Origin of the sequence: Geobacillus zalihae NBRC 101842 (genome assembly GCF_001544135.1) — a bacterium.
In the GTDB taxonomy this organism is placed as follows: domain Bacteria; phylum Bacillota; class Bacilli; order Bacillales; family Anoxybacillaceae; genus Geobacillus; species Geobacillus zalihae.
Window position 1 is genome coordinate 30,016 of the sequence record NZ_BCPV01000001.1, and the last position, 26,992, is coordinate 57,007.

The 26,992-nt window shown below is 54.4% G+C and carries 31 protein-coding genes; 9 read left to right on the top strand and 22 right to left on the bottom strand.

Annotated features, from left to right (window positions below):
* Window positions 1-118: 118 nt before the first annotated feature.
* From sigF to GZ1_RS00225, 13 genes are all read right to left on the bottom strand, one after another.
* Window positions 119-871 carry an RNA polymerase sporulation sigma factor SigF gene (gene sigF / locus GZ1_RS00165; protein WP_011231790.1) on the bottom strand — a complete coding sequence of 251 codons (753 nt, stop codon included), beginning with the start codon at window positions 869-871 and terminating at the stop codon, window positions 119-121.
* Between the two features lie 13 nt (window positions 872-884).
* A complete protein-coding gene (gene spoIIAB / locus GZ1_RS00170; RefSeq protein ID WP_011231791.1) occupies window positions 885-1,325 on the bottom strand; it encodes an anti-sigma F factor in 441 nt (146 codons plus the stop codon).
* Complete coding sequence (spoIIAA, locus tag GZ1_RS00175; protein WP_011231792.1) at window positions 1,326-1,676, bottom strand: anti-sigma F factor antagonist; 351 nt, start codon at window positions 1,674-1,676, stop codon at window positions 1,326-1,328.
* Window positions 1,677-1,801: 125 nt separating this feature from the next.
* Window positions 1,802-2,977, bottom strand: coding sequence for a D-alanyl-D-alanine carboxypeptidase family protein (locus GZ1_RS00180; RefSeq protein ID WP_060787659.1), 1,176 nt, complete (start codon window positions 2,975-2,977; stop codon window positions 1,802-1,804).
* Between the two features lie 166 nt (window positions 2,978-3,143).
* Complete coding sequence (locus GZ1_RS00185) at window positions 3,144-4,445, bottom strand: pyrimidine-nucleoside phosphorylase (protein WP_060787660.1); 1,302 nt, start codon at window positions 4,443-4,445, stop codon at window positions 3,144-3,146.
* Window positions 4,446-4,450: 5 nt separating this feature from the next.
* Window positions 4,451-5,287, bottom strand: coding sequence for a purine-nucleoside phosphorylase (locus tag GZ1_RS00190; RefSeq protein WP_011231795.1), 837 nt, complete (start codon window positions 5,285-5,287; stop codon window positions 4,451-4,453).
* Between the two features lie 30 nt (window positions 5,288-5,317).
* Entirely contained in the window at window positions 5,318-6,505 is a 1,188-nt protein-coding gene (gene deoB / locus GZ1_RS00195) for a phosphopentomutase (protein WP_033005752.1), read from the bottom strand.
* A 133-nt stretch (window positions 6,506-6,638) separates the two neighbouring features.
* Complete coding sequence (gene xerD, locus GZ1_RS00200) at window positions 6,639-7,535, bottom strand: site-specific tyrosine recombinase XerD (RefSeq protein ID WP_011231797.1); 897 nt, start codon at window positions 7,533-7,535, stop codon at window positions 6,639-6,641.
* Between the two features lie 6 nt (window positions 7,536-7,541).
* The gene (locus GZ1_RS00205) at window positions 7,542-7,754 is read right to left on the bottom strand and encodes a YqzK family protein (RefSeq protein WP_011231798.1); all 213 of its coding nucleotides are present in this window, start codon (window positions 7,752-7,754) and stop codon (window positions 7,542-7,544) included.
* A 100-nt stretch (window positions 7,755-7,854) separates the two neighbouring features.
* Window positions 7,855-8,307, bottom strand: coding sequence for a ferric iron uptake transcriptional regulator (fur, locus tag GZ1_RS00210; RefSeq protein ID WP_011231799.1), 453 nt, complete (start codon window positions 8,305-8,307; stop codon window positions 7,855-7,857).
* A 97-nt stretch (window positions 8,308-8,404) separates the two neighbouring features.
* Window positions 8,405-9,070 carry a stage II sporulation protein M gene (gene spoIIM / locus GZ1_RS00215; protein ID WP_013144830.1) on the bottom strand — a complete coding sequence of 222 codons (666 nt, stop codon included), beginning with the start codon at window positions 9,068-9,070 and terminating at the stop codon, window positions 8,405-8,407.
* Between the two features lie 224 nt (window positions 9,071-9,294).
* A complete protein-coding gene (locus tag GZ1_RS00220) occupies window positions 9,295-10,485 on the bottom strand; it encodes a TIGR00375 family protein (RefSeq protein ID WP_060787661.1) in 1,191 nt (396 codons plus the stop codon).
* Entirely contained in the window at window positions 10,475-11,035 is a 561-nt protein-coding gene (locus tag GZ1_RS00225) for an NUDIX domain-containing protein (protein WP_020755269.1), read from the bottom strand. The genes GZ1_RS00220 and GZ1_RS00225 overlap by 11 nt, the downstream gene beginning before the upstream one ends.
* A 120-nt stretch (window positions 11,036-11,155) precedes the next feature.
* Between GZ1_RS00225 and GZ1_RS00230 the strand changes: the two genes are divergently transcribed.
* Window positions 11,156-12,076: an aldo/keto reductase gene (locus GZ1_RS00230; RefSeq protein WP_020755271.1), complete on the top strand. Its 921-nt coding sequence runs from the start codon at window positions 11,156-11,158 to the stop codon at window positions 12,074-12,076.
* Between the two features lie 154 nt (window positions 12,077-12,230).
* Here the strand turns inward: GZ1_RS00230 and GZ1_RS00235 are convergent, their stop codons facing one another.
* The 4 genes from GZ1_RS00235 to GZ1_RS00250 form a co-directional block, all read right to left on the bottom strand.
* Window positions 12,231-13,427 (bottom strand): CynX/NimT family MFS transporter, encoded by a 1,197-nt coding sequence (locus GZ1_RS00235; RefSeq protein ID WP_020755272.1) that lies wholly within the window; start codon window positions 13,425-13,427, stop codon window positions 12,231-12,233.
* A gap of 15 nt (window positions 13,428-13,442) precedes the next feature.
* A complete protein-coding gene (locus GZ1_RS00240) occupies window positions 13,443-13,685 on the bottom strand; it encodes a YqkE family protein (protein WP_015375324.1) in 243 nt (80 codons plus the stop codon).
* Window positions 13,686-13,954: 269 nt separating this feature from the next.
* A complete protein-coding gene (locus GZ1_RS00245; RefSeq protein WP_015375326.1) occupies window positions 13,955-14,194 on the bottom strand; it encodes a YqkC family protein in 240 nt (79 codons plus the stop codon).
* Window positions 14,184-14,528: an iron-sulfur cluster biosynthesis family protein gene (locus tag GZ1_RS00250; RefSeq protein WP_015375327.1), complete on the bottom strand. Its 345-nt coding sequence runs from the start codon at window positions 14,526-14,528 to the stop codon at window positions 14,184-14,186. The genes GZ1_RS00245 and GZ1_RS00250 overlap by 11 nt, the downstream gene beginning before the upstream one ends.
* Before the next feature lie 84 nt (window positions 14,529-14,612).
* On the opposite strand from GZ1_RS00250, the gene GZ1_RS00255 reads away from it, so the two are divergent.
* Both GZ1_RS00255 and GZ1_RS00260 read left to right on the top strand, forming a co-directional pair.
* Window positions 14,613-14,831, top strand: coding sequence for a CDGSH iron-sulfur domain-containing protein (locus GZ1_RS00255; RefSeq protein WP_012820666.1), 219 nt, complete (start codon window positions 14,613-14,615; stop codon window positions 14,829-14,831).
* Between the two features lie 72 nt (window positions 14,832-14,903).
* On the top strand, window positions 14,904-15,101 hold the full coding sequence (locus tag GZ1_RS00260; protein ID WP_015375328.1) for a YqzH family protein: 198 nt from the start codon (window positions 14,904-14,906) through the stop codon (window positions 15,099-15,101).
* Between the two features lie 146 nt (window positions 15,102-15,247).
* On the opposite strand, the gene GZ1_RS00265 is transcribed toward GZ1_RS00260, so the two are convergent.
* Window positions 15,248-16,036 carry an SDR family NAD(P)-dependent oxidoreductase gene (locus tag GZ1_RS00265; RefSeq protein WP_060787662.1) on the bottom strand — a complete coding sequence of 263 codons (789 nt, stop codon included), beginning with the start codon at window positions 16,034-16,036 and terminating at the stop codon, window positions 15,248-15,250.
* On the bottom strand, window positions 16,027-16,998 hold the full coding sequence (locus GZ1_RS00270; RefSeq protein ID WP_060787745.1) for an MBL fold metallo-hydrolase: 972 nt from the start codon (window positions 16,996-16,998) through the stop codon (window positions 16,027-16,029). Before GZ1_RS00270 ends, GZ1_RS00265 begins: the two co-directional genes overlap by 10 nt.
* Window positions 16,999-17,506: 508 nt before the next feature.
* Between GZ1_RS00270 and proI the strand changes: the two genes are divergently transcribed.
* Window positions 17,507-18,346: a pyrroline-5-carboxylate reductase ProI gene (gene proI / locus GZ1_RS00275; RefSeq protein ID WP_060787746.1), complete on the top strand. Its 840-nt coding sequence runs from the start codon at window positions 17,507-17,509 to the stop codon at window positions 18,344-18,346.
* A 324-nt stretch (window positions 18,347-18,670) separates the two neighbouring features.
* Window positions 18,671-19,693: an NADPH dehydrogenase NamA gene (gene namA, locus GZ1_RS00280; protein ID WP_060787663.1), complete on the top strand. Its 1,023-nt coding sequence runs from the start codon at window positions 18,671-18,673 to the stop codon at window positions 19,691-19,693.
* Here namA and rnz read toward each other — a convergent pair.
* Window positions 19,690-20,613: a ribonuclease Z gene (gene rnz / locus GZ1_RS00285; protein ID WP_060787664.1), complete on the bottom strand. Its 924-nt coding sequence runs from the start codon at window positions 20,611-20,613 to the stop codon at window positions 19,690-19,692. The genes namA and rnz overlap by 4 nt on opposite strands.
* 228 nt (window positions 20,614-20,841) lie before the next feature.
* Between rnz and zwf the strand changes: the two genes are divergently transcribed.
* Both zwf and GZ1_RS00295 read left to right on the top strand, forming a co-directional pair.
* A complete protein-coding gene (gene zwf, locus GZ1_RS00290; RefSeq protein WP_060787665.1) occupies window positions 20,842-22,335 on the top strand; it encodes a glucose-6-phosphate dehydrogenase in 1,494 nt (497 codons plus the stop codon).
* 73 nt (window positions 22,336-22,408) lie between these two features.
* Window positions 22,409-23,026 (top strand): cyclase family protein, encoded by a 618-nt coding sequence (locus GZ1_RS00295; protein ID WP_060787666.1) that lies wholly within the window; start codon window positions 22,409-22,411, stop codon window positions 23,024-23,026.
* A gap of 108 nt (window positions 23,027-23,134) precedes the next feature.
* Here the strand turns inward: GZ1_RS00295 and GZ1_RS00300 are convergent, their stop codons facing one another.
* Window positions 23,135-24,502 (bottom strand): glycoside hydrolase family 1 protein, encoded by a 1,368-nt coding sequence (locus GZ1_RS00300; protein WP_060787667.1) that lies wholly within the window; start codon window positions 24,500-24,502, stop codon window positions 23,135-23,137.
* A 197-nt stretch (window positions 24,503-24,699) separates the two neighbouring features.
* Window positions 24,700-25,140, bottom strand: coding sequence for a hypothetical protein (locus GZ1_RS19460; RefSeq protein WP_020755285.1), 441 nt, complete (start codon window positions 25,138-25,140; stop codon window positions 24,700-24,702).
* Window positions 25,141-25,301: 161 nt separating this feature from the next.
* Here GZ1_RS19460 and GZ1_RS00310 point away from each other — a divergent pair, with 161 nt between their 5' ends.
* The gene (locus GZ1_RS00310) at window positions 25,302-25,988 is read left to right on the top strand and encodes a response regulator transcription factor (protein WP_013144816.1); all 687 of its coding nucleotides are present in this window, start codon (window positions 25,302-25,304) and stop codon (window positions 25,986-25,988) included.
* Window positions 25,988-26,992, top strand: coding sequence for a sensor histidine kinase (locus GZ1_RS00315; protein WP_060787668.1), 1,005 nt, complete (start codon window positions 25,988-25,990; stop codon window positions 26,990-26,992). Before GZ1_RS00310 ends, GZ1_RS00315 begins: the two co-directional genes overlap by 1 nt.

Consider the following 26,992-nt stretch of genomic DNA (forward strand, 5'->3'; position numbering starts at 1 on the left):
GCTCTGGAAAAAGCGTTCCAAAATGCGCTTACAGACCAAAAGACGGATGCGATTCATGGTTCACCGCCGATGAATTGACATCCGTCGATTTTGAACACACCTGTGCGGACAAAATGGACTATCCGTCCATTTTGTCCTTTATGTGCTGCAATATTTTCTTTTCCAGCCGGGATACTTGCACTTGAGAGATGCCGAGCCTCGATGCCACTTCGGACTGGGTTTGGTCTTTGTAATAGCGCAAATAGACGATCAGCCTCTCACGCTCGTCGAGTTCTTCGATCGCTTTTTTTAAGGCGATTTTGTCAAACCATGACGCCTCGTCGGCGTCAGCGATTTGATCAAGCAACGTGATCGGATCGCCGTCGTTTTCGTACACCGTTTCGTGAATCGATGTCGGCGAGCGGACCGCCTCTTGAGCCAGAACGACGTCTTCTGGCGAAATGCCTAAATGGTCGGCGATTTCCGTAACCGTCGGCGCCCGCCCGCGCGTTTTCGACAGCTCATCTTTCGCCTTGCGGATTTTGTTGCCCATCTCTTTCAGCGAACGGCTCACTTTGACGGTGCCGTCGTCGCGAAGAAACCGCTGAATCTCCCCAATGATCATCGGCACGGCGTACGTCGAAAACTTGACGTCATATGACAGGTCAAACTTGTCGACCGACTTTAACAAGCCGATGCAGCCGATTTGAAACAAGTCGTCCGCTTCATAGCCGCGGTTTAAAAAACGTTGAACGACCGACCAGACGAGGCGCATGTTTTTTTCAATAATTTCATCACGCGCTTCTTGATCGCCTTCTTGGCTGCGGCGGATCAGCTCTTTCATCTCCTGATCTTTGATTGGCGACTGATCTTGCTTGACATCGACATCCATAGGCATGTCTCCCTCAGTTACATAACGCTTTGCTTTTCGCAATATGCTTTTTCAAATACACAGTCGTCCCTTTGTTCACTTCCGACTCAACGATGACTTCGTCCATGAAGTTTTCCATAATGGTAAAGCCCATCCCTGACCGCTCGAGCTCGGGCTTTGTCGTAAACAACGGCTGGCGCGCTTCTTCGATGTCAGGAATGCCGACTCCTTCGTCTCTCACCGTCAAATGGACGACACCGTCTTCAATGATGACCGAAATGGAGACGATGCCGTTCGGATCGTTGTTGTAGCCGTGAATGATCGCGTTTGTCACCGCCTCAGAGACAACCGTTTTAATTTCCGTCAGTTCGTCCATCGTCGGGTCAAGCTGGGCGACGAACGCCGCCACGGTCACACGGGCGAACGATTCATTTTCGCTGCGGGCAGAAAATTGGAGGTGCATTTCGTTGCGCATTTACGCCACCCCCAATGCTTGCAAGGCGAATTGCTCATCCGCCTCAACGCGGATGATTTTAAACAGACCCGACATGTCAAACAGCCGTTTGACGGCCGGCGATACGGCGCATACAACCATCTGCCCGCCGACGTTTTTGATTTGTTTATAGCGTCCGAGAATGACGCCGAGGCCAGAGCTGTCCATGAACGTCAATTGTCCTAAATTGAGCACGATGTGGCGGATCGCTCGGTTTTCGAGCACATCCGTCACTTGTTCACGCAATTCTTCGGCTGTATGATGGTCAAGCTCCCCAGACAGGCGAACGATGAGCACGTCTTGCTTCACTTCCAAGTCGATCGCGAGACTCACAGCGTGTTCCCCCTTGTCCATTTCAGGATATGGAGACATTTCGCTGCTGTCCGCCCGAAATCCTGCCGCCCGACAAAACTAGTGGTCGTTCGCCAAAGAGAGCGAAAAGACCGCAAAACTTGACATTATCCCGCTTGCACGAAGCGGCCAAACACCCGCTTAAACAAGTCCCAAAAGCTCGCTTCTTCGACCGTTTGCTTGGCGACGATCAGGCTGTGCAAAATTTCTTTTCCATCCTGTTTTAAAATGAGGACGCCAAGCTCATCGCCTTTGCGAACGGGTGCTTTCACATTGTCTTTCACTTTAATCACTTTTTCGATCTGCTCGACCGACTGCCCTTTTTTCGTCAGCACCGACACCGGCTCCGACGTCACCGCTTCGACGGATGACCGTTTGCCTTTGCTTATGTTGACGCGGGCGACAGTTTCATTCCGTTTGTACACCGGGTGAGTTCGATATTGGGAAAACGCGTAATCGAGCATCTTCGTAATTTGCGCATTGCGCGATTTCGGCGTCGGCGCTCCAAACACAACAGCGATGACGCGCATGCCGTTCTTTTTCGCCGTGGCGGTCAAACAATATTTCGCTTCGGCTGTATATCCGGTTTTCAGGCCGTCAACGCCCGGATAAAATTTGACAAGCCGGTTCGTATTGACGAGCCAAAACTTTTTGTCCGTATTTTCGCGCAAATAGTCTTCGTATTTGCTCGTATATTTGGTAATATCTTCATATTTCAACAGTTCGCGCGCCATCATGGCCATATCATAAGCGCTGCTGTAGTGATGTTCCGCCGGCAGGCCGGTCGCATTGGCGAAATGGGTGTTTTTTAAGCCAAGCTGTTTCGCTTTTTCATTCATCATCTCGACAAATGCTTCTTCCGACCCGGCGATCTGCTCAGCCATAGCGACCGACGCGTCGTTGGCCGAACCGATGGCAATGCCGCGCAGCAGCTCATCGACGGTCATTTCCTCGCCCGGCTCGAGGAAAATTTGCGATCCACCCATTGACGCAGCGTATTCGCTCGCCCGCACTTTTTCATCGTAGGACAGCTTTCCTTCATCGATGGCTTCCATGACTAGCAGCATCGTCATAATTTTCGTCATGCTCGCCGGAGGCAATGGTTCATGGGCATTTTTTTCATACAATACTTTGCCGGTGTCGCGTTCAATCAAAATGGCTGATTTCGCCTCATCGGCCAGCTTCACTTTCGCCTCCTTCATCTCTTTCGCCTCGGCATGAGCAGAAAGAGGAAGAAAAAGAAGAAACGGCAATAAAAGAAGACGAGTGACTTTCGTTTTCATCTCCCAAACCTCCATTCTTTATACATGCCATTTTTTCCAGACGAGATATTTTTATACAAAAAACAGCTCATTTTCCAAAAAACAAAAAAAACGCCCGAAACACGCGTTTCAGGCGTCTTCTACTTGAACAACTGCTTTTTTCCTTGCGGATCGCCAGCGTCCCTCTCTATACGATGGTCTCATAAATGAGCGGCGGCCGAGCAACCGGCTGCGGCGACAGACGAATAGCCGCCTCGATCTTTTCTTTCACGTCAAGCACATCTGGCCGGTTGCTGTGAATCGTGGCGAGCGCTTCCCCTTTCTGCACGCGATCGCCGATTTTTTTATGGAGCACAATGCCGACCGCCAAATCGATCATGTCTTCTTTTTTCGCCCGGCCGGCGCCGAGCCACATGGCGGCCGTGCCGATGTCATCGGCAGCCATCTCGGCGACATAGCCGTCGGCAGCCGCCGTGACGGTCGACGTATAGGCCGCCTTTGGCAATTGATCCAGATCGTCGACGACCGATGCATCTCCACCTTGAGCGGCCAAAAACGTTTTGAACGCCGCGATGGCGGCCCCGCTGCGAATCGCCTCTTCAAGCAAACGGCGCGCCTCATCAAGCGATGGCGCCTTCTCCGCCAAATAGACCATATGGCTGCCGAGCGTCAAACAAAGTTCGGTTAAATCGTGCGGCCCGTTTCCTTTTAACGTTTCGATGGCCTCTTTCACTTCCAAGGCGTTGCCGACGGCATAGCCGAGCGGCTGGCTCATGTCAGAAATGACCGCCATCGTCCGGCGGCCGACGCGCTTGCCAATGTCGACCATCGCTCGAGCGAGCCGGCGCGCCTCGTCAAGTTCCTTCATAAACGCTCCGGCGCCCGTTTTCACATCCAAGACGATGGCATCAGCCCCAGCGGCGATTTTTTTGCTCATGATCGACGAGGCGATGAGCGGAATGCTGTTGACGGTCGCCGTCACATCGCGAAGCGCATATAGCTTTTTGTCAGCCGGTGTCAAATCGCCCGTTTGGCCGATAATGGCGATTCCGTTTTCATTCACGAGTCGAATGAACTCGTCTTTGCTGATCTCGACATGAAACCCGGGCACGGACTCGAGTTTGTCGATCGTGCCGCCCGTATGGCCGAGGCCGCGCCCAGACATTTTCGCCACCGGCACGCCGACAGAAGCGACAAGCGGCCCTAAAACAAGCGTCGTCGTATCGCCGACCCCGCCGGTCGAATGTTTATCGACTTTCACGCCGCGAATACTCGACAAATCGAGCATTTCGCCGGAGTGCACCATCGCCATCGTCAGCGCGGCCGTTTCTTCCTCGGTCATGCCGCGGAAATAAATCGCCATCGCGAGCGCGCTCATTTGGTAATCGGGAATGTCCCCGTTTGTATACCCTCGGACGATCCACTCAATTTCTTCCTTCGTCAGCGCCTTTCCGTCGCGCTTTTTCGCAATCAAATCGACCATTCGCATCGCGATCACCTTTTTCGTTTTGATTTCGCCATTTCGGCGACAATCGCTTTCACAAACCGCAAAAAGTCCGTCTTCACCCGCTCGGCCGTTTCAACCACTTCGTCGTGGTGAAGCGGAGCATCCGACATCCCTGCAGCCATATTCGAAATGCACGAAATGCCGAGCACCTCAATGCCGCCGTGGCGGGCGACGATCACTTCCGGGACGGTCGACATGCCGACCGCATCGCCGCCGAGCGTACGAATCATGCGGATTTCCGCCGGCGTTTCGTACGACGGCCCCGTATTGGCGACATATACTCCTTCATGCACGCGAACGCCAAGTCTCGCCGCCGTTTCCTTGGCGAGCTCGCGCAGCCGCCGGCTGTACGCTTCCGTCATGTCCGGAAAGCGCGGACCAAGCTCCGGATCGTTCGGACCAATGAGCGGATTTGTGCCCAGCAAGTTGATATGGTCGGAAATGATCATGAAATCGCCGGGCTGAAACCGTTCGTTGATGCCGCCCGCAGCGTTTGTCACGATCAATTCGCGGACGCCAAGCGCCTTCATCACCCGGACGGGAAACGTCACTTCCTGAAGCGAATACCCTTCATAATAATGAAACCGCCCTTGCATGGCGACAACGGTCGCCCCCTCAAGCCGCCCATATACGAGCCGTCCAGCGTGTCCTTCAACGGTCGACACTGGAAATCCGGGAATATCTTCATACGGAATGCGAACCGCCTCTTCGATTTCATCAGCGAGCACGCCGAGCCCCGAGCCGAGAATGAGACCGATTTCAGGCGGAGTTGGCATCAATGGGCGCAAATGACCGGCGGTTTTTTCAATCGCTTGTCGATCCATTCTTTTCCCCCCTCATCGTTCTTTATGAAGTTAGGCCAAATCAGCCAAAAAGCTTGTTCCGTACGGCGGCCGGTTGACTTGGAAGTTATCCGCAATCGTTGCGCCGACATCGGCAAACGTCTCGCGGACTGGGAGCGGCTTGCCGCCGCGAAATCGCGGGCTGTACACAAGAAGCGGCACATATTCGCGCGTATGGTCGGTTCCGTGGTGAATCGGGTCGTTGCCGTGGTCAGCGGTGATGATAAGCAAGTCGTCCGCTGTCAAGCGCGGCAACACATCGGCAAGCCGGGCGTCAAACTCTTCGAGCGCATCGCCGTAACCTTTTGGGTCGCGGCGATGGCCGTATTTAGCGTCAAAATCGACGAGATTGACGAAACTCAACCCGGTAAAGTCCATGCCGAGCGTGTCGACGAGCTTATCCATTCCGTCCATATTGGATGTCGTTCGCAACGACTGGGTAACTCCTTCATTGTCGTAAATATCGGCGATCTTCCCGATGGCAATCACTTCATAACCGGCGTCTTTCAATTCATTCATCACCGTTTTGCCAAACGGCTTAAGCGCATAGTCGTGCCGGTTGGCGGTTCGCTCAAAATGGCCGGGTGTGCCGATGAACGGTCGGGCAATGACGCGCCCGACCATATACGGCTCGTCGCGCGTCAATTCACGAGCGATTTCGCAAATGCGGTACAATTCATCAAGCGGCACAACTTGTTCATGGGCGGCGATTTGCAAGACGGAGTCGGCTGATGTATAGACGATGATCGCCCCTGTTTTCATATGCTCTTCGCCAAGCTCTTCGATGATCGCTGTTCCGCTCGCCGGTTTGTTGCCGATCACGTTCCGGCCGGTGCGCCGCTCGAGCTCAGCGATCAATTCATCTGGGAACCCGTTCGGAAAGACGCGGAACGGCTTGTCGATGCGAAGGCCCATCAGCTCCCAATGGCCTGTCATCGTATCTTTTCCAGCCGATGCTTCCTTCATTTTTGTATAGTACGCGAGCGGTCGATCGACTTTCGGCACCCCTTTGATCTCACGAATATGGCTTAGGCCGAGCTTCGCCATGTTCGGCATATAGAGGCCGCCGCGATACTCAGCGATATGGCCGAGCGTATCCGCTCCTTTGTCGTTGTATTTCTCGGCATCCGGCGCTTCGCCGATGCCGACTGAATCCATCACAATCAAAAAGACGCGCCGGTATGTCGCTTTCACATTCATTCCCCCTGCCTGCAATGAAAAATATGGAGTCTCTTTCTATCGTTCCCGTATTTTCGCGAAAACACGCCTATGGCCAATTGGTCAGAAGTCTGACAACTAAAACGACAGGCAAGCGCCTAGCATACGGCAACTGCTAGGCGCGCGGGTGGTACTGTTTGTACACGTCTTTTAGGCGCGTTTTCGTAACATGCGTATACATTTGCGTCGTCGAAATGTCGGCATGCCCAAGCAACTCTTGCACAGCGCGCAAATCGGCTCCGTTCTCAAGCAGATGCGTCGCAAACGAATGCCGAAGCGTATGCGGCGTCAATTCTTTTTCGATGCCGGCTTCTTTCGCGAGCCGCTTTAAAATTTTCCAAAACCCTTGCCGTGTCAACCGCTGGCCATAATGGTTCAAAAACAGCGCCTCCGTTGCCCGCCGTCGCGGATTGACAAGCTGCGGGCGCCCTCGCTCCAAATAGTGGGCAAGCGCTTCAATCGCCATGCGCCCGATCGGCACGATCCGCTCTTTCCGCCCTTTTCCATAGCAGCGGACAAACCCCATCGTCAAATGCACGTCGCTTAAGTTGAGCTGCACAAGCTCACTGACGCGCATGCCGGTCGCATACAACAGCTCCAGCATCGCCTTGTCGCGCAGCCCAAACGGTGTGCTCACTTGCGGCGCTGCAAGCAGCGCCTCGACTTCCTCGACCGACAGCACTTTCGGCAGCGTCCGTTCAAACTGCGGCGTTTCGATATGGACGGTCGGGTCTTGCGCCGCGATTTTCTCCCTTAGCAAAAACTGATGAAACGAACGGATCGACGCCAAATGGCGGGCGATCGTCCGCGCCGATTGCCCTTGTTCGCTTAAAAACTTTAAAAAATGGAGAATATGGAGGCGCTCCACTTCGCCCCACGCCTGAAGCTGCTCGACTTGGCGCAAATAGCGGACGTATTTTTTCAAATCGCGTTCATACGAAACGATCGTATTGTGCGCCAAATTCCGCTCCACCGTCAAATAATGCAGAAAATCTTTCAACTCGTATTCCAACGCTCTCTACTCCCCATCGCGATAAAAAAATAACAGCCGGTCGAGCCAACTTGGCGGCGCACTCTCCGCCGCCGATACTTTGACCGCCGATCCCTTCGGCTCATCGTATCGGTGGTAATACTCGTACTCGCGGTTAAACCATACAAGACTATAATAAAATAAAATGGTGCATCCCGTAAATAAAAGAAACACTTTCACCATTTGCCAAACGGTTTTCATGGCATCCTCCCTATCAGCTGCTTGTCAGCTTGCTAGTATGAGGATATGCCATTTGTTTCGTTGTTTATACGCAAAAAACCTTTCCCGTTGGAAAAGGTTTTTATTTTTCTTCATGCTTTTGCTGGCAACGGTGACAAATGCCGTGGAACGTCAAACGATGGTCTTTAATTTTAAATTTCCACTTCTCCTCAACAATCGCTTCGACATCCTCAAGCAAATCTTCTTGAATTTCCGCCACCGATCCGCATTCCAAGCAGATGAGGTGGTGATGGAAATGGGCCGCTCCTTCCTTGCGGAGGTCATAGCGCGACACCCCGTCCCCGAAATTGATTTTATCGACAATTTTCAGCTCGGTTAACAGCTCGAGCGTCCGGTAAACGGTCGCCAACCCGATTTCTGGGGATTTTTCTTTCACGAGGAGGTAGACGTCTTCCGCGCTTAAATGGTCTTCTTCATGTTCAAGCAGGACTCTTACCGTTGCTTCCCGCTGCGGCGTTAACTTGTAACCCGCCGAATGCAGCTGCTTCTTGATTCGTTCCACACGATCTTCCATCTTTTCATTCCTCCCTCGCCATTCACCCATCATTATAACAAATGCACGAGGGAAGTATCAAAGTAAAATCACTATTATGAAGAAATGATAATGGTTATTATATAATATTCATTATGATTAAACTCATTGTCCATTGAACCGCCTGTTTCATCAATGCCGGCGAAAGATATGCCTCGACCGCTGAGGAAAGAAGCAGCCCAAGGGCGACAGCCGCCATCGCCGCTGCGTAGCGCATCACCATCGGAAACATCGATCCATGCGGCCGCTTCATAAACTGGTTGCGCACCATGTGCAAGGAAAACGAAATCGAAATGACGCCCATGACGATCATGAGTGGAATGGCCACCAAATTTTGCGGCATGATGGACACAAACGACAAAAGAAACCCGCGCCAACCCATTTGGTTGACTAAAAAGCCAACCGTAAAGCCGACGACGACGCCTTTGAAAAACAGCAAAACAAGAATGATCGGCAAGCCAATGACAGAAATGCCAAGCACCCACATCAGCGCGGTATATTTGACGTTGTGCATATAGCTTTGCCGGAACATATCATGGGCGCTTGCGATATTGTCTTTTGACACTTGTCCAAAAAATTGCGTCAAGTAATAGTACAAGTCTTGCTTTTGACTGAAACCGAGGCTGTTGACGACAATGGCGCCGAAAATGACGCCCATGAGAAACAGGACGATGACAAACACATACAGCGAAGCATGTTCACGCCAATGGACAGCGATAGCCGATTTCAGCGGATGGGTTCTCATTGTGCTTCGTCCTCCTACTTTGTCTCTTAGTAGATTGTATGTCCATCCGCTTTCGGTATGACTGTTTTTCTAAAAGGCTGGTGATGGAATGAAAAAGCAGCTCAACACCGACGTGTGACCAACTTCACGGGCGGCACGCCGCCTCGGTCCATTGGCGCATGGCTGGGCTGGGCCAAGCAGCACGCACGGCATGATGATGAACGGCAGGAGCGCTGCCCGAGTGGTTACCCCTCCCGCACTTTCCCGTATCTCCCACCGCCCCCGGCCTCGATATGGAGCGCACCGCTGCGGGCAAGGACGATCAGTTGGGCCAACTTTTCTCCCACCGTCTCCGCGATCTCTTCCTCCGCCGCCTCATGAAGAACGCTCATTTCCGTGCCAAAACGGGCGAGCAGCTTTTCATACGCTTTTGGACCAAGGCCGGGGATGAATTCAAGCGGCACTTGATAAATGTACGGCGGCCGTTTCGGCCTGCGTTCCGCCGTTTTCAGCTCCGCCAGCCGGTCAAACACGCCTTTCACGAAGCGATGATGGCCGCATGCCGCACAGCTGTCGACGTCCGGTGCAGCCGGCGCAAGGCAGCGCTCGCACACTGTCTGGTGATATTTTCCGAGTTTGGGATTTAAACCGTAGTTGGCGACAATCGCGCGCCCGTCTTCACCGCGCAGCGCTTTTTCAAATTCGGCAAACGTCGGGGCGGCGAGCCGCACTTCTTCATATTCACGGGCGATTTTCCGCAGCGAATGGGCATCGGAATTCGTCAAGTACGGGTAGCGATGCAATTCGGCGATCTGGTCCGCCATCGCCGTGTCGGCGCTTAACCCAAGTTCAATGGCATCAATCCAATCCGGGTCAAACACTTCTGTCAGGCTGTGCTTGACCCCTTTTCCGTACAAGCTTTTAAACGGGGTGAACGCGTGCGCGGGAATGAACCAGCCGCCCTGCTCTTTCGCGGCAGCTTGCAGTTCACGGCCGGACACGTAAATGCGCTGCGAACTGAGCGACACGTTCTTTACCCGTTTGCCAAGCCAGCCGGAAAACGTGCGCATCGTCTGCACAGTCGGCAAAAAAACGAGCACGTGGATCGGTCCATGGCAATGGTCGTCATATACTTCGATTTCACTGCCTAACAAAAGCGTCACCTTCCCGGCGCTGACGCCGCCCCCCTCATGTTCGCGCCAACCGTGCTTCTCCACTGCCCGCTCGAGCTCGTCCAGCACTTCGGGCACATGGCTGTCAATGACACCGACGAGGTCGATCCCTTTCACCTCAGCCGCCTCATGCAAGATGTTCTCAAGCGTCAACGTGCGCGCCCCCGTAATTTTCACCGGGCGGCCCGAGGCGGTGCGGCCGATGTGAATATGTAAATCAGCGTAATAACGGCCGAGGCCGCGCTCGTTTTTTTTATTCGGCATTTTGCTCCCCTAGCGCGCGGCGCAGCTGCAAATATTGCAAGGCGTATGCCGTTTTCGCGTCGTAAATGTCACGTTGTTGAAGCATCTCAAGCGCCTCCTCCAATGTCACTTCCAACAGCTCGACAAACTCATCTTCATCCAAACCGGCGCCGTCCTCCGCTTTTTCCAGCCCCTCGGCGACATACAAATGGATGAGTTCATCGGCAAACCCTGGGGATGTATAAAAGGACATGAGATGGCGCATCGATTGGGCGCGGTAGCCGGTTTCTTCTTCGAGCTCGCGATGTGCGGAAGCGAGCGGCTCTTCCCCATGTTCTAGCTTGCCCGCCGGAATCTCGACTAATGCGCGCTCCAACGCTTTTCGGTACTGGCGGACAAGAACGATTTTCCCGTCCGGCAACAGCGGCAGCACCGCCACCGCCCCCGGATGTTTGATCACCTCGCGCCGGCTCGTTTTCCCATTTGGCAACTCGACTTCCTCGATATACAAGTCAATGATGCGGCCGCTGAACAGCTTCTCTCTGCGGATTGTTTTTTCATACAGCTCCATGTTCATTCTCCCCTATCAAATTGGATCGATTCTTTTCCATTGTACTACATGTTTGGCCATTTTTTCGCTTCCGTTGTACAATGAACATATCATTATCGATCGCGAAAGGGGGCGCAAAACATGAACAAACGCCGCATCGGCACATCAGACTTATACGTCAGCGAAATTGGACTCGGCTGCATGTCGCTCGGCACTGATGAAAACCATGCCATCTATCTCATCCATGAAGCATTGGAGCGCGGCATCAACTACTTGGATACAGCCGATTTATACGACCGCGGCTTAAACGAGGAATTTGTCGGCAAAGCGGTGAAAGGAAAACGCGACCAAGTCATCATCGCGACAAAAGTCGGCAACCGTTGGCGCCGAGACGGAAGCGGCTGGGACTGGGATCCGTCAAAAGCCTATATCAAACAAGCGGTCAAAGAGAGCCTGCGCCGCCTGCAAACGGACTACATTGACTTATACCAGCTCCACGGCGGCACGATCGACGACCCGATCGATGAGACGATTGAAGCGTTCGAAGAGCTGAAGCAAGAAGGCGTCATCCGTTGGTACGGCATCTCCTCGATCCGCCCAAACGTCATTCGCGAATATGTGAAGCGCTCGAACATCGTCAGCGTCATGATGCAATACAGCTTGCTTGACCGTCGGCCGGAAGAATGGTTCCCGCTTCTTCGCGAACACAACATCAGCGTGATCGCCCGCGGTCCGGTCGCTAGAGGCTTGCTCACGAGCCGCCCGCTTGAGCAGGCGGGCAGCGCGGTGAAACAACACGGCTACCTCGATTATTCGTATGAAGAACTGCAGGCGCTCATCCCGAAGCTGAAGGAAAAAACGGCCGGACGCCGGTCCTTGACCGCGACCGCGCTGCAATTTTGCTTGTATGACCCGGTCGTTGCCGCCGTCATCCCGGGCGCCAGCCGCCTTGAACAGCTTGAGGAAAACGTCGCCGCTGCGTCAGCCCCGCCGCTTGACCGCACTGAATACGAATGGCTGAAACAAGCGACGAAACGCTCGGTGTACGACGTGCATCGATAAAAACCAAAGGAGCGGAAAGAAAGCCGACATGCCTTGCTGAAAAATAGATCGAGCCAAAAAATGCAAACAAATCGAGAGCCCGGCGGCCGTTGACGGCCGCATACGGGCTCTCGTTCGGTACGTGCGGCCGCTCATTTGCGACGAGCGGGCCGCTTTATTTCTTTTCATCTACGTATCGGTCCCTCGCCGCCCCTAAGCCAACGGCCATCATGGCGATGCAGACGGCAACAAGCAGACCAAGCGGCGCATTGAAGCGGCCGGACGCATCATACAGCACCCCGAACAACGGCGGACCGGAAGCCGCCAGCAAGTAGCCGACCGATTGCGCCATGGCGGACAATTGGGCGGCGGCGAGCGGATGGCGCGTCCGCAGCGTAAACAGCATCATCGCCAGCGAAAACGCCATGCCAGCGCCGATGCCGGCAACAAGCGCCCCCGCCCACAGCCACCACCCTTGCCCGCCGAAAAAGACAAGCGTCCCAGCTCCCATGCAAAGCACAGCTGAACCAATCAGCACCTTTTGATTGTCCATCCGCTCCGCGAGCATCGGAGAGACGAACATCATCGGCAGCTGGGCAAACTGAAAGAAAAAGAGCAGCCATCCGGCCGCCCCGGCGGCCAACCCCTTGCTTTGTCCAAGCTCCGGAAGCCAAGTGACGACGCAGTAAAAGAAAAACGATTGCAATCCCATAAACAACGTCACTTGCCAGGCGAGCCATGACCGCCAAAGCGTTGAGCGGCGGCTTCCGGACGGCGCGCCGTCCGGCTCCTGGCGGCGCGCTTGCGGCAGCCAAACGAAAAGCGCCAAAGCCGCCAACAATGCCCAAAAGCGAAGCGCCCCTTGCCAGCCAAGCCCCCAGTCATCCGCAAGCGGAACGGCGATCCCGGAAGCGAACGCCGCGCTCATGTTCATCGTCACTGTATAAATGCCCATCATGAAACCAACCCGTTCGGGAAACGACTCTTTCACCAGCGCCGGCAGCAAGACGTTGTCCACCGCAATGGCTGCACCGATCAGCACCGTGCCGGCAAACAGCCAGCCAACGCCGGAGAGCGGCCGGAGAAGCTCGCCAACGAGCAAAACGATCAACGAAAAAAAGAGCGTCCGCTTCATCCCGAACCGGCGGGCGAGAGCCGCTGCCGCCGGCGCCAGCAAGGCGAACGCCATAAGCGGAATTGTCGTCAACGCCCCGGCGGCCGCGTAGGAAAGGCCAAGCCCCCGCTGCAAATCAGGCACGAGCGGGCCGACCGTCGTAAGCGGCGCGCGCAAATTGACGGCCAACGCGACGACCGCTCCGGCCGTCCAGAATGGAAAAGAAGAGGGGCGCGCCGCTGCCGCATTCGATTTCATCGTCCATCCCCTCCGCTACTTAAATTTCCGCCAGTCTAGCTCGCTTTCCTCAAGCAGCTCGGCAAACGATTTCTGTTCCTCGCGGCGGCGCGCTTCCTCGCGGCGCCGCGCTTCCTCTGCCGCCCGACGCCGCTGTTCTTCCTCGGCAAGCACCCGCTTTTTCTCAAGCAGCTTCGCTTCCACCGCGGCGCCAAGCCGGTCGGCGATCGTCAAAGCCTCCGTCCCTTGCTCTTTTTTTCGCCCGATCTTCTTCATCATGTCCGCCCCCTTGCATAACAATCGTTCATTTGTCAAACGATACAACTACACGACAAAGAAAAGGAGAGATGATGGATGGCGAAAAACCGCGCCCAAAAAGGAAAACCGTCCGCTGATACGGTCAAGCCGGTGATCGCAAAAGAAGAGCTGGAAAAAGCAACCCACCCGACCAAGCGGCAAAACAGTCCTCAATGACATAGAAATGGCATATGCGGATTTTTATAGAAAGGGGCGCCCTGCAGCCCAAACCGGCTTTCAGGGCATCCCCTTTACAACACTTCGGTGATGTGCGGCATATGCTCGCCAAGCCAAGCAATGGCCGACTCAAGCGTCGGAAACTCTTTCGTTTCAAACGTCATTTCGTTTTGCAGCAGCCAGACGTCTTTCGCCTCATGATACGGGCCGGCGACCGACCAATGAAGCAAGCTGTACGGATCGTTTTCATGGGTGAACGACACCCATGTTTTTTGCTTCGCCGTCTTTGCGAGCTGCTCTAACTTACCGTTCATCGCCGGATTTCACCTCAACAAGCGGCATATGACCATTCAACGTTTGCCCTGGGCTTTTGAGCTGAAAAACGGTCGTTCCCGGCTTGACGTCAATCGTCATCGCTTCATCAAAAAAGATGAGCCGCGACCGTTCCACGAGCACCGGCACGAAATTCGTTTCGACGGCCCAATCATCGTCATCGGCCTTGTCGACAAGCCATAGCGCCGGCACGCCGTCGACCAAACAGCCGCAGCCGTCCGTGTCAAACGCCAGCTTTAACTGCCGTTCGGATTGCGCTACAATAGAGGCAAGCGCCCGTTTGGCTGCATCCGTAAACGTGATCGATACACTCATGCCTGACTCCTTTTTCCTTATTGATTTTCCTTTTCATTTTACCTGCCAACACGCGAAACTGTCAAAGCAAAGGAGGAACAAGCGATGGCAAACGTGCAAATCAAAGTGAATGACAACGGTTCGCTGCGCGTCACCGGCGATGTGGAACTGCTCGATGGAGAAGGAAAGCCGTTTGTGACGAAACAAACGTTTTCGCTCTGTCGGTGCGGGCTGTCGAACAATAAACCGTTTTGTGACGGTTCACATAAAGGCCGATTCCAATCGGTCGTCCGCGCCCCGTCGCCGGAATCGAGCGAATCGTAACGAACGGCCGTTTCTTCCCAGCCAACAGGCAAGGACGTCTTTGCACAAGTTTCATAACGGACGGTGAAATCGATGAATGAACGTTGGCTGCAAAAACAAGCGCGCAACTGTCTGCGGCATTACGGCTACGATGATGACATGATGCCGCTTGACGAAGACGACTGGCGCGAGCTTTGCGCCCGCATTGCCGCCGCCAAAGAGAGGCAGCCAAACGCGGACATCTATGAACTTGTCCATGACGCCGTCTACCGGTTCATCGCCGGTTCTTGACCCGACTTGTGTCAAATGCCCCTAATGAGAAAGAAAAGCGGCGCTGCGATTGTAAAAGGGTGTCCCACAGGCTCGGGACACCCTCTCGTATTCCATAGACGCAAAACGATCAAACAACATGACCGTTTTCGACCAGCTTCTTTGACTTACTTTTGGAAAAACGCCCGTTTCGCCACCTTTTCCACCAAACCCGGCGCAAGGCGATACAGCCGGCTGCCAAGATCCATCCAGCGCGGCATGTTCACTTCGCGCGTCGGCGTCATCATCACGTCGACCACACGCTTCGCCACCGCCTCCGGGCGCAGCATCCAACGCGACACGTTGCGCACATACTCGCCCGATTCATCAGCGGTCGAAAAAAAGTTTGTCTCCACCGGCCCCGGATTGACGGTCGTGACAAAAACGCCAAAGCGCCCCGCCTCGAGGCGGAGGCTGTCGGTAAAGCCAACGACCGCGTGTTTCGTCGCGGAATAGACGCTCGACTTCGGCGTCGCGATTTTGCCGGCTTGCGACGCAATGTTGATAATATGGCCGCTTCCTCTCTCTTTCATATGAGAATACACCGCCTTCGTGCAGGCGATGAGGCCGAAGACATTGACGGCAAACATCCTCTCCATTTCATCCAAGTCGATGTCCTCGACATAGCGAAAGACGCCAAACCCGGCGTTGTTGACCAACACATCGATCGCGCCAAGGTCCGCAATGAGCTGGGAAACGACCGCCTCGATCATGCCGCGGTCGCTGACATCAAGCGATGCATACGGGGCGCGAATGCCGGTTTGCGCTTCGATCCGCGCGCTGATTTCTTTCAGCCTTTCTTCACTGCGCGCCAAGAGCACCGGCACCGCCCCTTGGCGCGCCGCTTCATAGGCGATTTGCTCGCCAATTCCTCCCGACGCTCCGGTAATGACGACATGGCGCCCCTTCAGCCGCACACCGACACCCCCGCCGCTTCGTAAACGTATCGGCCGGCTTCCTGTTTTTTCGTCACATACCCGTTCGCCTCGAGATAATCAAGCTGGCCGATTGTCTCCGACATCGTCAGCATGAGCTGGCGTTCGTAAGCCGTTGGGAACAGCTTTTGACAAACGTCAAACACCGTATGCGGGCGTTCTTTCACCATTTCGAGCACCCGCTCGGCGCGCTGGCGCTGCTTATCGAGCCGCTCGCGAACGAGCGCCGGAATATCGGTCGCATCGTCGCCATGGCCGTTTAACGAGCGAACGATGTCGTATTGCAGCATTTTTTGCAGCGATTCGTTGTACTGCAACAACGGTTTCGGCCGCTCCGTCTCCCCTTCCGCCGGCGGCTCCATCATTGGATTCGGGGAAATATGAACAAGCAAATGATCACCGCCGATCAACACCCCATCCGCCTCGCGGTAAAGAGCAATATGACTTTGCGCATGCCCCGGCGTTTCGATGACCTGCCACCCTGGCAACCCCGGCGCCGCGTCCCCTTCCGTCACCATGATGTCAAGCCCGCGCCGGCTTGCATATCGAAGCGATCCGCCTTCTTTGGACAGCTGACTGAACAAGCGGCGGTCAACGCCGCATTCCGTAAAAAATTCTTGAAAAAATTGGACGTACCGTTCCATAAACGAACGTTCACGGCGCAAAAACGGATCGGCTTTCGGATGGCCGATGATCGGCGCATGCGGAACATAATCAAGCAAGCCGACATGATCCGGATGATGATGAGTAATGACGATTTGTTCAATATCCTGCGGCGCATAACCGATCTCGCCAAGCTGCTTCACAAACAGCTGCCATGCCTGCTCTGTTTTCACTCCGGCATCGACCAGTGTCAACCGATCGCCGGCGATCACGTACATATGCACATCGCCGACCGGAAACGGCGTCGGCACCGTGATCCGATACACTCGTTCTTCGTTCATTGCGTTCCCTTCTTTCCCAAAGTTCATGAACCATCCCGTTCGAACCGTTTCATTAGGCAAAATGAATAATGATTCATTATATTTTATTTTACAGTTTACACTGATTTCATCCATTTGTCATGCCTTTTTCTTCCGCACGACGAAATTGCAAAAAAATTCGTTCTCCTCTCTTGACAACCGTGCTCGTCCCGCGGCATAATGACAAATAAATTATGATACGGCAAAACAGGCGATGAACAGGGCCAGTAAACCGCAAACGGCACCAGAGAGCGAAGCCCGCGGCTGGAAGGCTTTGCGGCCCTCTTTGCGGTTGAACCTACCCTAGGAGCTGTTAGGCCAACCTAAACGCCTCCCCGGCGTTATCGGGGCAGAGTTGGGCCTGTTTGGCGCTTGGGCCAAATCGGGCCAAAAAAGGTGGTACCGCGGAAACGAAGGTTTTCCGTCCTTTTGCAGGACGGGAAACCTTTTTCTTTTGGATGGATACATCAAGGCAAGGAGGAGTGGAATGATGAACAACGAACGAACGATCGCGCTCATCGGCGCCGGCTCGATGGCGGAAGCGCTCATCGCCGGCATGACGAAAGCGTTTTGCCATCCGGCGCACATTGTCGTCGCCAACCGACGAAACCGCCCCCGTCTTGAGGAACTGGCGCGTCAATACGGTGTTGGCACGGCGGATTGCGCGCAAGAAGCCGTCAAACAAGCGGATATCATCATTTTGGCGATGAAACCGAAAGACGTCGCCGAAGCCATGAACGCCATCGCACCATCCATCCGGTCCGATCATCTTATTCTTTCGCTGTTGGCCGGCGTGACAACGGAAACGATCGAACGGCTCGCCGGGCGCAACATCCCTGTCGTGCGCGCCATGCCAAACACATCCGCCGCCGTCGGTTTGTCGGCGACCGCCATCGCCGGCGGCCGCTTCGCCGCGAAAGAACATCTTGAGATCGCCAAACAGCTGTTTGAAACGGTCGGCATCGTCGCTGTTGTGCCGGAGCGCGACTTGCATGCGGTCACCGGCCTGTCCGGGAGCGGTCCGGCGTATGTGTATTACTTGGTCGAAGCGATGGAAAAAGCGGCAGCCGACATCGGCCTTGAGCGAGATGTCGCCAAACGGCTCATTTTGCAAACGATCATCGGCGCAGCCGAGATGCTAAAAGCGTCCGACAAACATCCATCCGTCTTGCGCCGCGAAGTGACAAGTCCAGGCGGCACGACCGAAGCCGGCATTGGCGTGCTTGAGCAATACCGGTTCCAAGAAGCGGTCATCGCCTGCATCCGAAGGGCGACGGCCCGCTCCGAAGAGCTCGGCAGCGCGCTTCTCGCTGCCATCATGGAAGCGTAAAGAACGGACCTCCGGAGCGCGCCGCCCCCGCACGGCGGATGGGCGGGGAAGTTTCGGCAAAACCGGGCGCAATGAACAAGGAAACAAACGAACCTTTTCATCCGGTTATGGAAGATTTTTTTGGTTTCGCATAACGGAAACTCGAATTTCGCACATGACACAACCGCATAAGCCCATCTTTACCCAAAACAGACCATGTTAACAGGGCCGCAGCTTTTCCACCGTCCGGCTCAGGCAAAACAGTCCGTTTCACTTTGTTTTTGACAGGCAGCGTGCTATCATCAGTCATGAACCACTCATTGGCTTAGAAAGGAGCCGCTTGTCATGAACACGGTATTGTTTTCGCCGTATACGATCCGCGGGCTGACGCTGAAAAACCGAATTGTCATGTCGCCGATGTGCATGTATTCGTGCGACACGAAAGACGGCGCCGTACGCACGTGGCACAAAATCCACTACTCGGCTCGCGCCGTCGGCCAAGTCGGCTTGATTATCGTCGAGGCGACCGGCGTGACGCCGCAAGGTCGCATTTCTGAACGCGACTTAGGCATTTGGAGCGATGACCATATCGCCGGGCTTCGCGAACTCGTTGGGCTTGTGAAAGAGCATGGAGCCGCCATCGGCATCCAGCTTGCCCATGCGGGGAGAAAATCGCAAGTGCCGGGAGAGATCATCGCTCCGTCAGCCGTCCCGTTTGATGATTCGTCGCCGACGCCAAAAGAAATGACGAAAGCCGACATCGAAGAAACGGTGCAGGCGTTCCAAAACGGGGCGCGGAGGGCAAAAGAAGCCGGCTTTGACGTGATTGAAATCCATGCCGCCCACGGCTACCTGATTAACGAATTTTTATCGCCGCTCTCCAACCGGCGCCAAGACGAGTACGGCGGCTCTCCGGAAAACCGTTACCGTTTCTTGGGCGACATGATTGACGCTGTCCGCGAGGTATGGGACGGGCCGCTGTTTGTGCGCATCTCAGCGTCCGACTATCACCCGGAAGGACTGACAGCGAAAGACTATGTTCCATACGCCAAACGGATGAAAGAGCAAGGCGTCGACCTTGTTGACGTCAGTTCCGGCGCTGTTGTTCCGGCGCGCATTGACGTCTATCCGGGCTACCAAGTGCCGTTTGCCGAACTGATCCGCCGCGAAGCGGACGTGCCGACCGGCGCCGTCGGGCTCATTACATCCGGCTGGCAGGCGGAAGAAATTGTGCATAACGGCCGCGCCGACCTCGTCTTTTTGGGGCGCGAGCTGCTGCGCAACCCGTATTGGCCATACGCCGCGGCGAGAGAGCTGGGCGCAAAAATCTCGGCGCCCGTCCAATATGAGCGCGGCTGGCGGTTTTAACCGCGCGGGATCGAAAACGAGGCGAAATCAACGGCGAGCTCGGTGTTCGGAAACACGCTGCGCGCCTCGGCGACGAGCTGCAGCGCCGCCTCACCTTGGTAGCGAGAGCTGATATGGGTCAAAATAAGCCGCTTCGCCCCGGCCCGCCTCGCCACCTCGGCTGCGTCTGTGGTCGTGGAATGGAAATAGTCATGGGCCAGCCGCTGTTCCGCCGCGGCAAACGTCGCCTCGTGGACGACGACATCGGCATCGCGGGCGAGTTCAATCGCCGCTTCGCAAAAACGGGTATCGCCCAACACGGCGACGATTCTCCCCTTTTGCGGCGGCCCGACAAATTCGCGCCCGTCGATGACCGTGCCGTCATCCAGCACGACCGTTTTTCCTTGCTTAATTTCTTGATAAATCGGGCCGGGGCGGACGCCGAGTGCTTGCAATCGCTCGACCAAGAGCGGGCCGGGCAAATCTTTTTCAACGACGCGGAAACCGTATGACGGCATGCCGTGATCGAGCCGTTTGGCGATGACTTGAAACCGTTCATCATCAAAAATGACTCCTTCTTCGATCTCGGCGATGTTCAATTCATACCGCAGCCGCGTCCCGCTGACGGCAAGGGCCGTTTCGACAAACACGCGAATGCCTTTTGGGCCGAAGACCGTAAGCGGCGTTTCGCCGCTTTGAAACGAACGGCTGCCAAGCAGCCCAGGCAGGCCGAATAGATGATCGCCATGCAAGTGCGTAATAAAAATATGCTCAATGCGGCGCGGGCGAATGGCGGTATGCAAAATTTGATGCTGCGTCGCTTCGCCGCAGTCAAACAGCCATGTCGCCCCCCGCTCGTCAAGCAGCTGCAGGGCGACGGACGATACGTTGCGCTCTTTGGCCGGCACGCCGGCGCCCGTGCCTAAAAACAACAGTTCCAACGCGCTTCACTCCTTTTTCTCGCTCAACATTGCCTGTTGTTAGCGTACCAATGTCAAAACGGCTTTTCAACTTTCTTTTGCGCTCAAAAACGCCGGGTTGGCGCCCGGCTCTTTCATGAACATAAACGCTTTCCCGCCGGAAAGCAACAAAGTGTTTGCGTTCCGACCGGCAAACCTCTACAATGGTTTCATTGAAGAGACAAATTTGGTTAAAGCGAGGTACATACGGTGGACAACATGAATCCGAAATCGATCATCGTCATTTTCGGAGCGACGGGAGATTTGGCGAAACGGAAACTGTTTCCGTCCCTTTACCGCCTGTATGAAAAAGGGCATTTGCATGAGCAATTCGCTGTCGTCGGCGTCGCGCGCCGCCCGTTGTCGGCCGACGAGTTCCGGAACTATGTGCGCGACTCGGTCGAAACGGCGTTTCACCAAAAGCTCGCCGACGGCCGATTCACCTCCCATTTCTATTACCATCCGTTCGACGTGACGGAAGCCGAGTCGTACCAGCGCTTAAAGTCGCTCCTCGAACAGCTCGACGGCACATACAAGACCGAAGGCAACCGCATCTTTTATTTGGCGATGGCGCCGGAATTTTTCGGCACCGTTACTTCCCGCTTGCAGTCGGAAGGATTGACGGAAACGCACGGCTTTAAGCGGCTCGTCATCGAAAAGCCGTTCGGGCATGACTTGGCGAGCGCCGAGAAGCTGAATGACGAGATTCGCCGCGTCTTTTCCGAGCGGGAAATCTACCGGATCGACCATTACCTCGGCAAAGAAATGGTGCAAAACATCGAGGTCATCCGCTTTTCAAACGCCATTTTCGAGCCGCTTTGGAACAACCGGTTCATCGCCAACATTCAAATCACATCGAGCGAAACGCTCGGCGTCGAAGACCGCGGCCGCTACTACGACCATTCCGGGGCGTTGCGCGACATGGTGCAAAACCATATGCTGCAAATGGTCGCTCTGTTGGCGATGGAACCGCCGATCAAATTAACGACCGATGACATCCGCCATGAAAAAGTGAAAGTGTTGCGCGCCTTGCGCCCGATTGCGCACGATGAAGTCGACCGCTATTTCGTGCGCGGCCAATACGGGCGCGGGGTGATCCACGGCAAAAACGTGCCGGCGTATCGCGAGGAGCCGAACGTCGATCCGGACTCGAACACGGAAACGTTCGTCGCTGGAAAACTCCTGATCGACAACTTCCGTTGGGCTGGCGTGCCGTTTTACATTCGCACCGGCAAACGGATGGCGGAAAAATCGACGAAAATCGTCGTCCAATTTAAAGATGTACCGATGAACTTGTATTACCGGACGAATGAGACGATCGCCCCGAACTTGCTCGTCATCCACATCCAGCCGGACGAAGGGATCACCCTTCATTTAAACGGCAAAAAAACCGGGGAATCGACGACCATAACAGCTCCATTTCAACTCGACTATTGCAACAACTGCATCGACGGCATCAACACGCCCGAAGCGTACGAAAAGCTGTTGTACGACTGCATGCGCGGCGATGCGACAAACTTCACTCATTGGGACGAGGTGGCAGCGTCATGGCAATTTGTCGACCCAATTTCTGAGGTGTGGGCGAACACAAAAGCTTCCGACTTTCCGAACTACGCGGCTGGCTCCATGGGCCCGGCGGCCGCGGACGAGCTGCTCAAACAAGACGGCTTCCACTGGTGGCCGATCGCGCATCCGCGGCCATAACCGCGAATCGTTTGCGCCCGCCGCCCTTTTGGACAAGCGAGCGTTATCTCTCATGCAAAGGAGCGAATGAACGATGAAGGTGTATGACGTCACGGCCCCGATTTACGAGGGCATGCCCGTATATAAAAACAAACCGGAAAAACAACCGAAGCGCACCACCGTCACCAACGGCTATGTGACCGAATCGCGCATTGACATGGACGTGCACACCGGCACGCACATTGACGCCCCCCTCCATATGGTCGAAGGCGGGGCGACGTTTGAAACGATTCCATTGAACGACCTCGTCGGCCCGTGCAAGCTGTTCGATTTGACGCATGTCAACGACCGGATCATGAAAGACGACATCGCGCATCTTGACATTCAAGAAGGCGACTTCGTTCTGTTTAAAACGAAAAACTCCTTTGATGATGCATTTAACTTTGAGTTTATTTTCGTCGCCGAAGACGCGGCTCGTTATTTGGCCGACAAACAAATCCGCGGCGTCGGCATCGATGCGCTCGGCATCGAACGGGCGCAAGAAGGCCACCCGACTCATAAAACGCTGTTTTCGGCCGGCGTCATCGTCATCGAAGGGCTGCGGCTGAAAGACGTCCCCGAAGGCCGCTATTTCATGGTCGCCGCTCCGCTCAAACTCGTCGGCACCGACGCCGCCCCGGCGCGCGTCTTGCTGTTTGACCGCGAGCCGTAAAAACAGCCGGTCCCCCGATGGGACCGGCTGTTTGATCATGTCAAATTGAATATTCGCCATGGCCGCCCTAAAGACTGGTAAAATGGCGGGGGCTTCCCCGCCTCTTTTTTACAGCTCTTCCCCGTTCGTGCGAATGACGCGTTGGAACCAGTAGAAGCTTTTTTTCTTATAGCGCTTCAAATCGCGCAAGTTCTCGTCGTCGCGGTTGACGAAAATGACGCCGTAGCGCTTGCGCATCTCCCCTTGCGAGCTTAATAGATCCGTCGCCCCCCACATCAAATAGCCGATCACCTCGACCCCTTCTTCCATGGCCATCTTCATTTGTTCGATATGGCGGCGCAAATAGTCGATCCGCTCATCATCTTCGACCGTGCCGTCCTCATTCAGCTCCTCCTCAAGCCCGATGCCGTTTTCGGTGATGAAAATCGGCATTTCGTAACGGGCGTACACGTCTTTTAAGGCAATCCGCAAACCGATCGGATCGATCGCCCAGCCCCATTTCGTCTTTGGCAAATAGGGATTCGGTTCAAGCCCTTTGATGATCCGCTCATCCCGTTCCTGATGGCGGACGATTTGGCTTTGATAGTAGCTGAACGACAAAAAGTCGACCGTCTGCGAACGGAGCAACTCCTCATCCCCCGCTTCGAGCGGCAGGCAGATTCCTTTTTTCTCAAGCCGGTTGGTCACATAACGCGGATAGGCGCCGCGGGCGAACACATCAAAGAAGAAATCAATGAACAGCTCTTTCGCCTGCACGTTCGCCAAAGCGTCTTCCGGCCGGCATGTCGCCGGATACGTCGTCAAATACGTCACCATCCCGCCGATCTTCGCCTCGGGAGCGATTTCGCGCAGCGCCTTCACGGCTTTCGCGTGGGCGATGAACACATGATGACAGACGCGGTAGGCAAACGCTTCCGGGTCTTCGTCTTCCGGGCAGATCGCCCCCCATAAATGCGGTTGTTCGAGCACTAAATTTTGTTCGTTGAACGTCAGCCAATAGTTCACTTTCCCGCGGTAACGCTCAAATACGGTGCGCGCGTACCGCTCAAACAAGTCGACGACTTTCCTTGATGCGAAGCCGTTGTATTTTCTCGCCAAAGCCAGCGGCAAGTCGAAATGGTACAGCGTAATGACCGGCTCGATGCCGTTCGCTCTCAATTCATCAAACACGGCGTCATAAAACGCCAACCCCGCTTCATTCGGCTCCCCTTCCCCGTCCGGAAAAATGCGCGTCCAAGCGATGCTCGTCCGGTAGGCGGTAAAGCCGAGCTCCTTGAACAAAGCGATGTCTTCTTTGTAGCGATGGTAAAAATCGACCGCCACTTTCCAGTCGGAATGCCCTTTTGGAATCGGGCGCGCATCCACGATCGACAGCCCTTTGCCGCCTTCGTTCCACGCCCCTTCCGTCTGAAACGACGTCACCGCCCCGCCCCATAAAAAGTTGTCGGGGATGATCGATTTACGCTGTTGTGACATGGAAAGACCCTCCTATCTGTGAACAGACGTGTTTCAGTGATTGAACGCCTTGGAAAATTCACCCTTGGGCATCATCCTCATTATGACATATTTGCTTCTTTATAAAACTAGACGGGCGGAGGTACGAGCCCGTCTAGACGTTGTGAAAACTGTTTCATGCGCTTTGGAGAGCACCAACGCTCCCAGCAATGGCAATTTTATTGAGACAGTTTTTGCTTAATCAAATAATGGTTCGTAGCCACTTTTCGATACGTGAAGATCATTCCATCATCTCCAGCCGTTGCGAGCAACGCTTCAGATGACAAATCGGCGATTTTCGTTCCTGTTGCCCGGTTATAAATGGCACGGCTGGTGATGATATATTGACGGCTCGCCGCCCGCAGCGGCTCCGGAAATTCAGCGGCCACCAATGCGCCGGGCTGGGCTGGATTGATGCGCGCCTTTCCGTAAAAAATCTCCCCGCCATTCCAATCCCCCGTCAAACAATGATTTCTAATTCCTTCCTTATACATTCCTTGCGCATAGCATAGCTCAAACAATCGAGCACCGACATTTGACCATTCCTTATCCATCCTCAATATCCATGATAGCCCACCGTCGATCATCACTTCAAGCTCTTTTTGCCATACGCACCCCATTCGGCTGCATACACCAACCGCCGCCGATCACGAACAGCGGCCATCGCTTTGCTGTCTAATACATTTTTATGCTTTCCATTTTGAACCTCCTTTCCCCCGAACGGTCAAACAAATATAATGAAAACGGAACTCCCAATAGAAACAAGTGGGGTGAGGCAAAGTTGAACATTTTGCTCATTGAAGATGATGTGACGTTGTTTCAAGAAATCAAAGCACGTTTGGAACAATGGTCGTACGACGTTTGCGGCATCCGCGATTTCGGTCGTGTGATGGAAGAGTTTTCTGCTTGCAAGCCGCACTTGGTGATCATCGACATCCAGCTGCCGAAATTTGACGGGTTCCACTGGTGCCGCCAGATTCGTGCTCATTCGAACGTCCCGATTTTGTTTTTATCATCGCGCGACCACCCGACTGATATGGTCATGTCGATGCAGCTTGGGGCTGATGATTACATCCAAAAGCCGTTTCATTTCGATGTGCTGATCGCCAAAATCCAAGCGCTGCTCCGCCGCGTGTACAACTACAATGCCGGACCCGTTCAGCTGCAAACATGGTGCGGGGCAACGGTCGACTATGAAAAAAGCACAGTCTCAAATGAACACGGAACAGTGGAGCTGACGAAAAACGAGCTGTTGATTTTGAAACATTTATTGGCCAAGAAAAACCAGATCGTTGCTCGGACGGAGCTGATCAAACGGCTATGGGAAGACGAACGGTTTGTCAGCGACAACACGCTGACCGTCAACGTCAACCGCCTGCGGAAAAAACTCGACGAACTCGGTTTGGGCCGCTTCATTGAAACGAAAGTTGGGCAAGGCTATATGGCTACGGAAGAAGGGAGCCACTGATGATCAAAGACTATTTGTGGGAACGAAAAAGCTGGATGGCCCTCTTTCTCTTTCTGGAGCTGTTCATCCTGTTTGTCGCTTATCTGGATCCGACGATTCCGCTCTCCTCCATCCTTTACATCGTCTTTTTAACGACTATCATCTTTGTTGTCTTTGTCATCATCCGTTGGAAAAAAGAAACGGCATTTTATCAACGTTTGCAAGAGTGGGAGCGCGGCCTCGATCCTGTCTCTGCCCTGCGGGCGGCAAGCCCACTGGAGAAGATCGTCGAACGCGTCCTCGCCAGCCAAACGGACCAATGGAAACAGGAGCTGAAAGAACACCTCGCCACGTTGGAACAAGAGAAAGATGAACTGTTGTCATGGATTCACGAAATGAAAACGCCGCTGACGGCCATGCGGCTCATCATCGAACGGGTCGGGGACGAAAACACGAAAGCGCAACTCTTGTACGAGTGGCTGCGCATTCATCTGCTTCTTGATCAGCAACTTCATCAACGACGGCTTCCACACATGGAAAACGACTTATATATCGAACAAGTCGAGCTTGAGCCGCTTCTCATCAATGAGATTAAACCGCTGCAATCGTGGTGTATGCAAAAAGGCATCGGCTTTGACCTTCAATTGGACGTCCGCTCCGTCCTAAGCGATGCCAAATGGCTTTCTTTTATCATCCGGCAAATCATCACGAATGCGGTGAAATACAGCGAGTCATCTGACATTGTCGTGAAAAGCTTTATGAAAAACGGCCATGCCCGCTTGCAAATTCAAGATTTCGGCTTGGGCATTGATCCAAAGGACTTGCCGCGCATTTTCGAGAAAGGATTCACCTCCACCACCGAACACCAAAATGAAGCGGCGACGGGGATGGGGCTGTATTTGGCGAAAAAAGCCGCCAAACCGCTTCTTCTTGACTTTCATGTCGAATCCACGCCCGGACGCGGAACGACATTTACGATCATATTTCCGCAAGAAAATGACATCATCCGCACGCACCGCATGTGA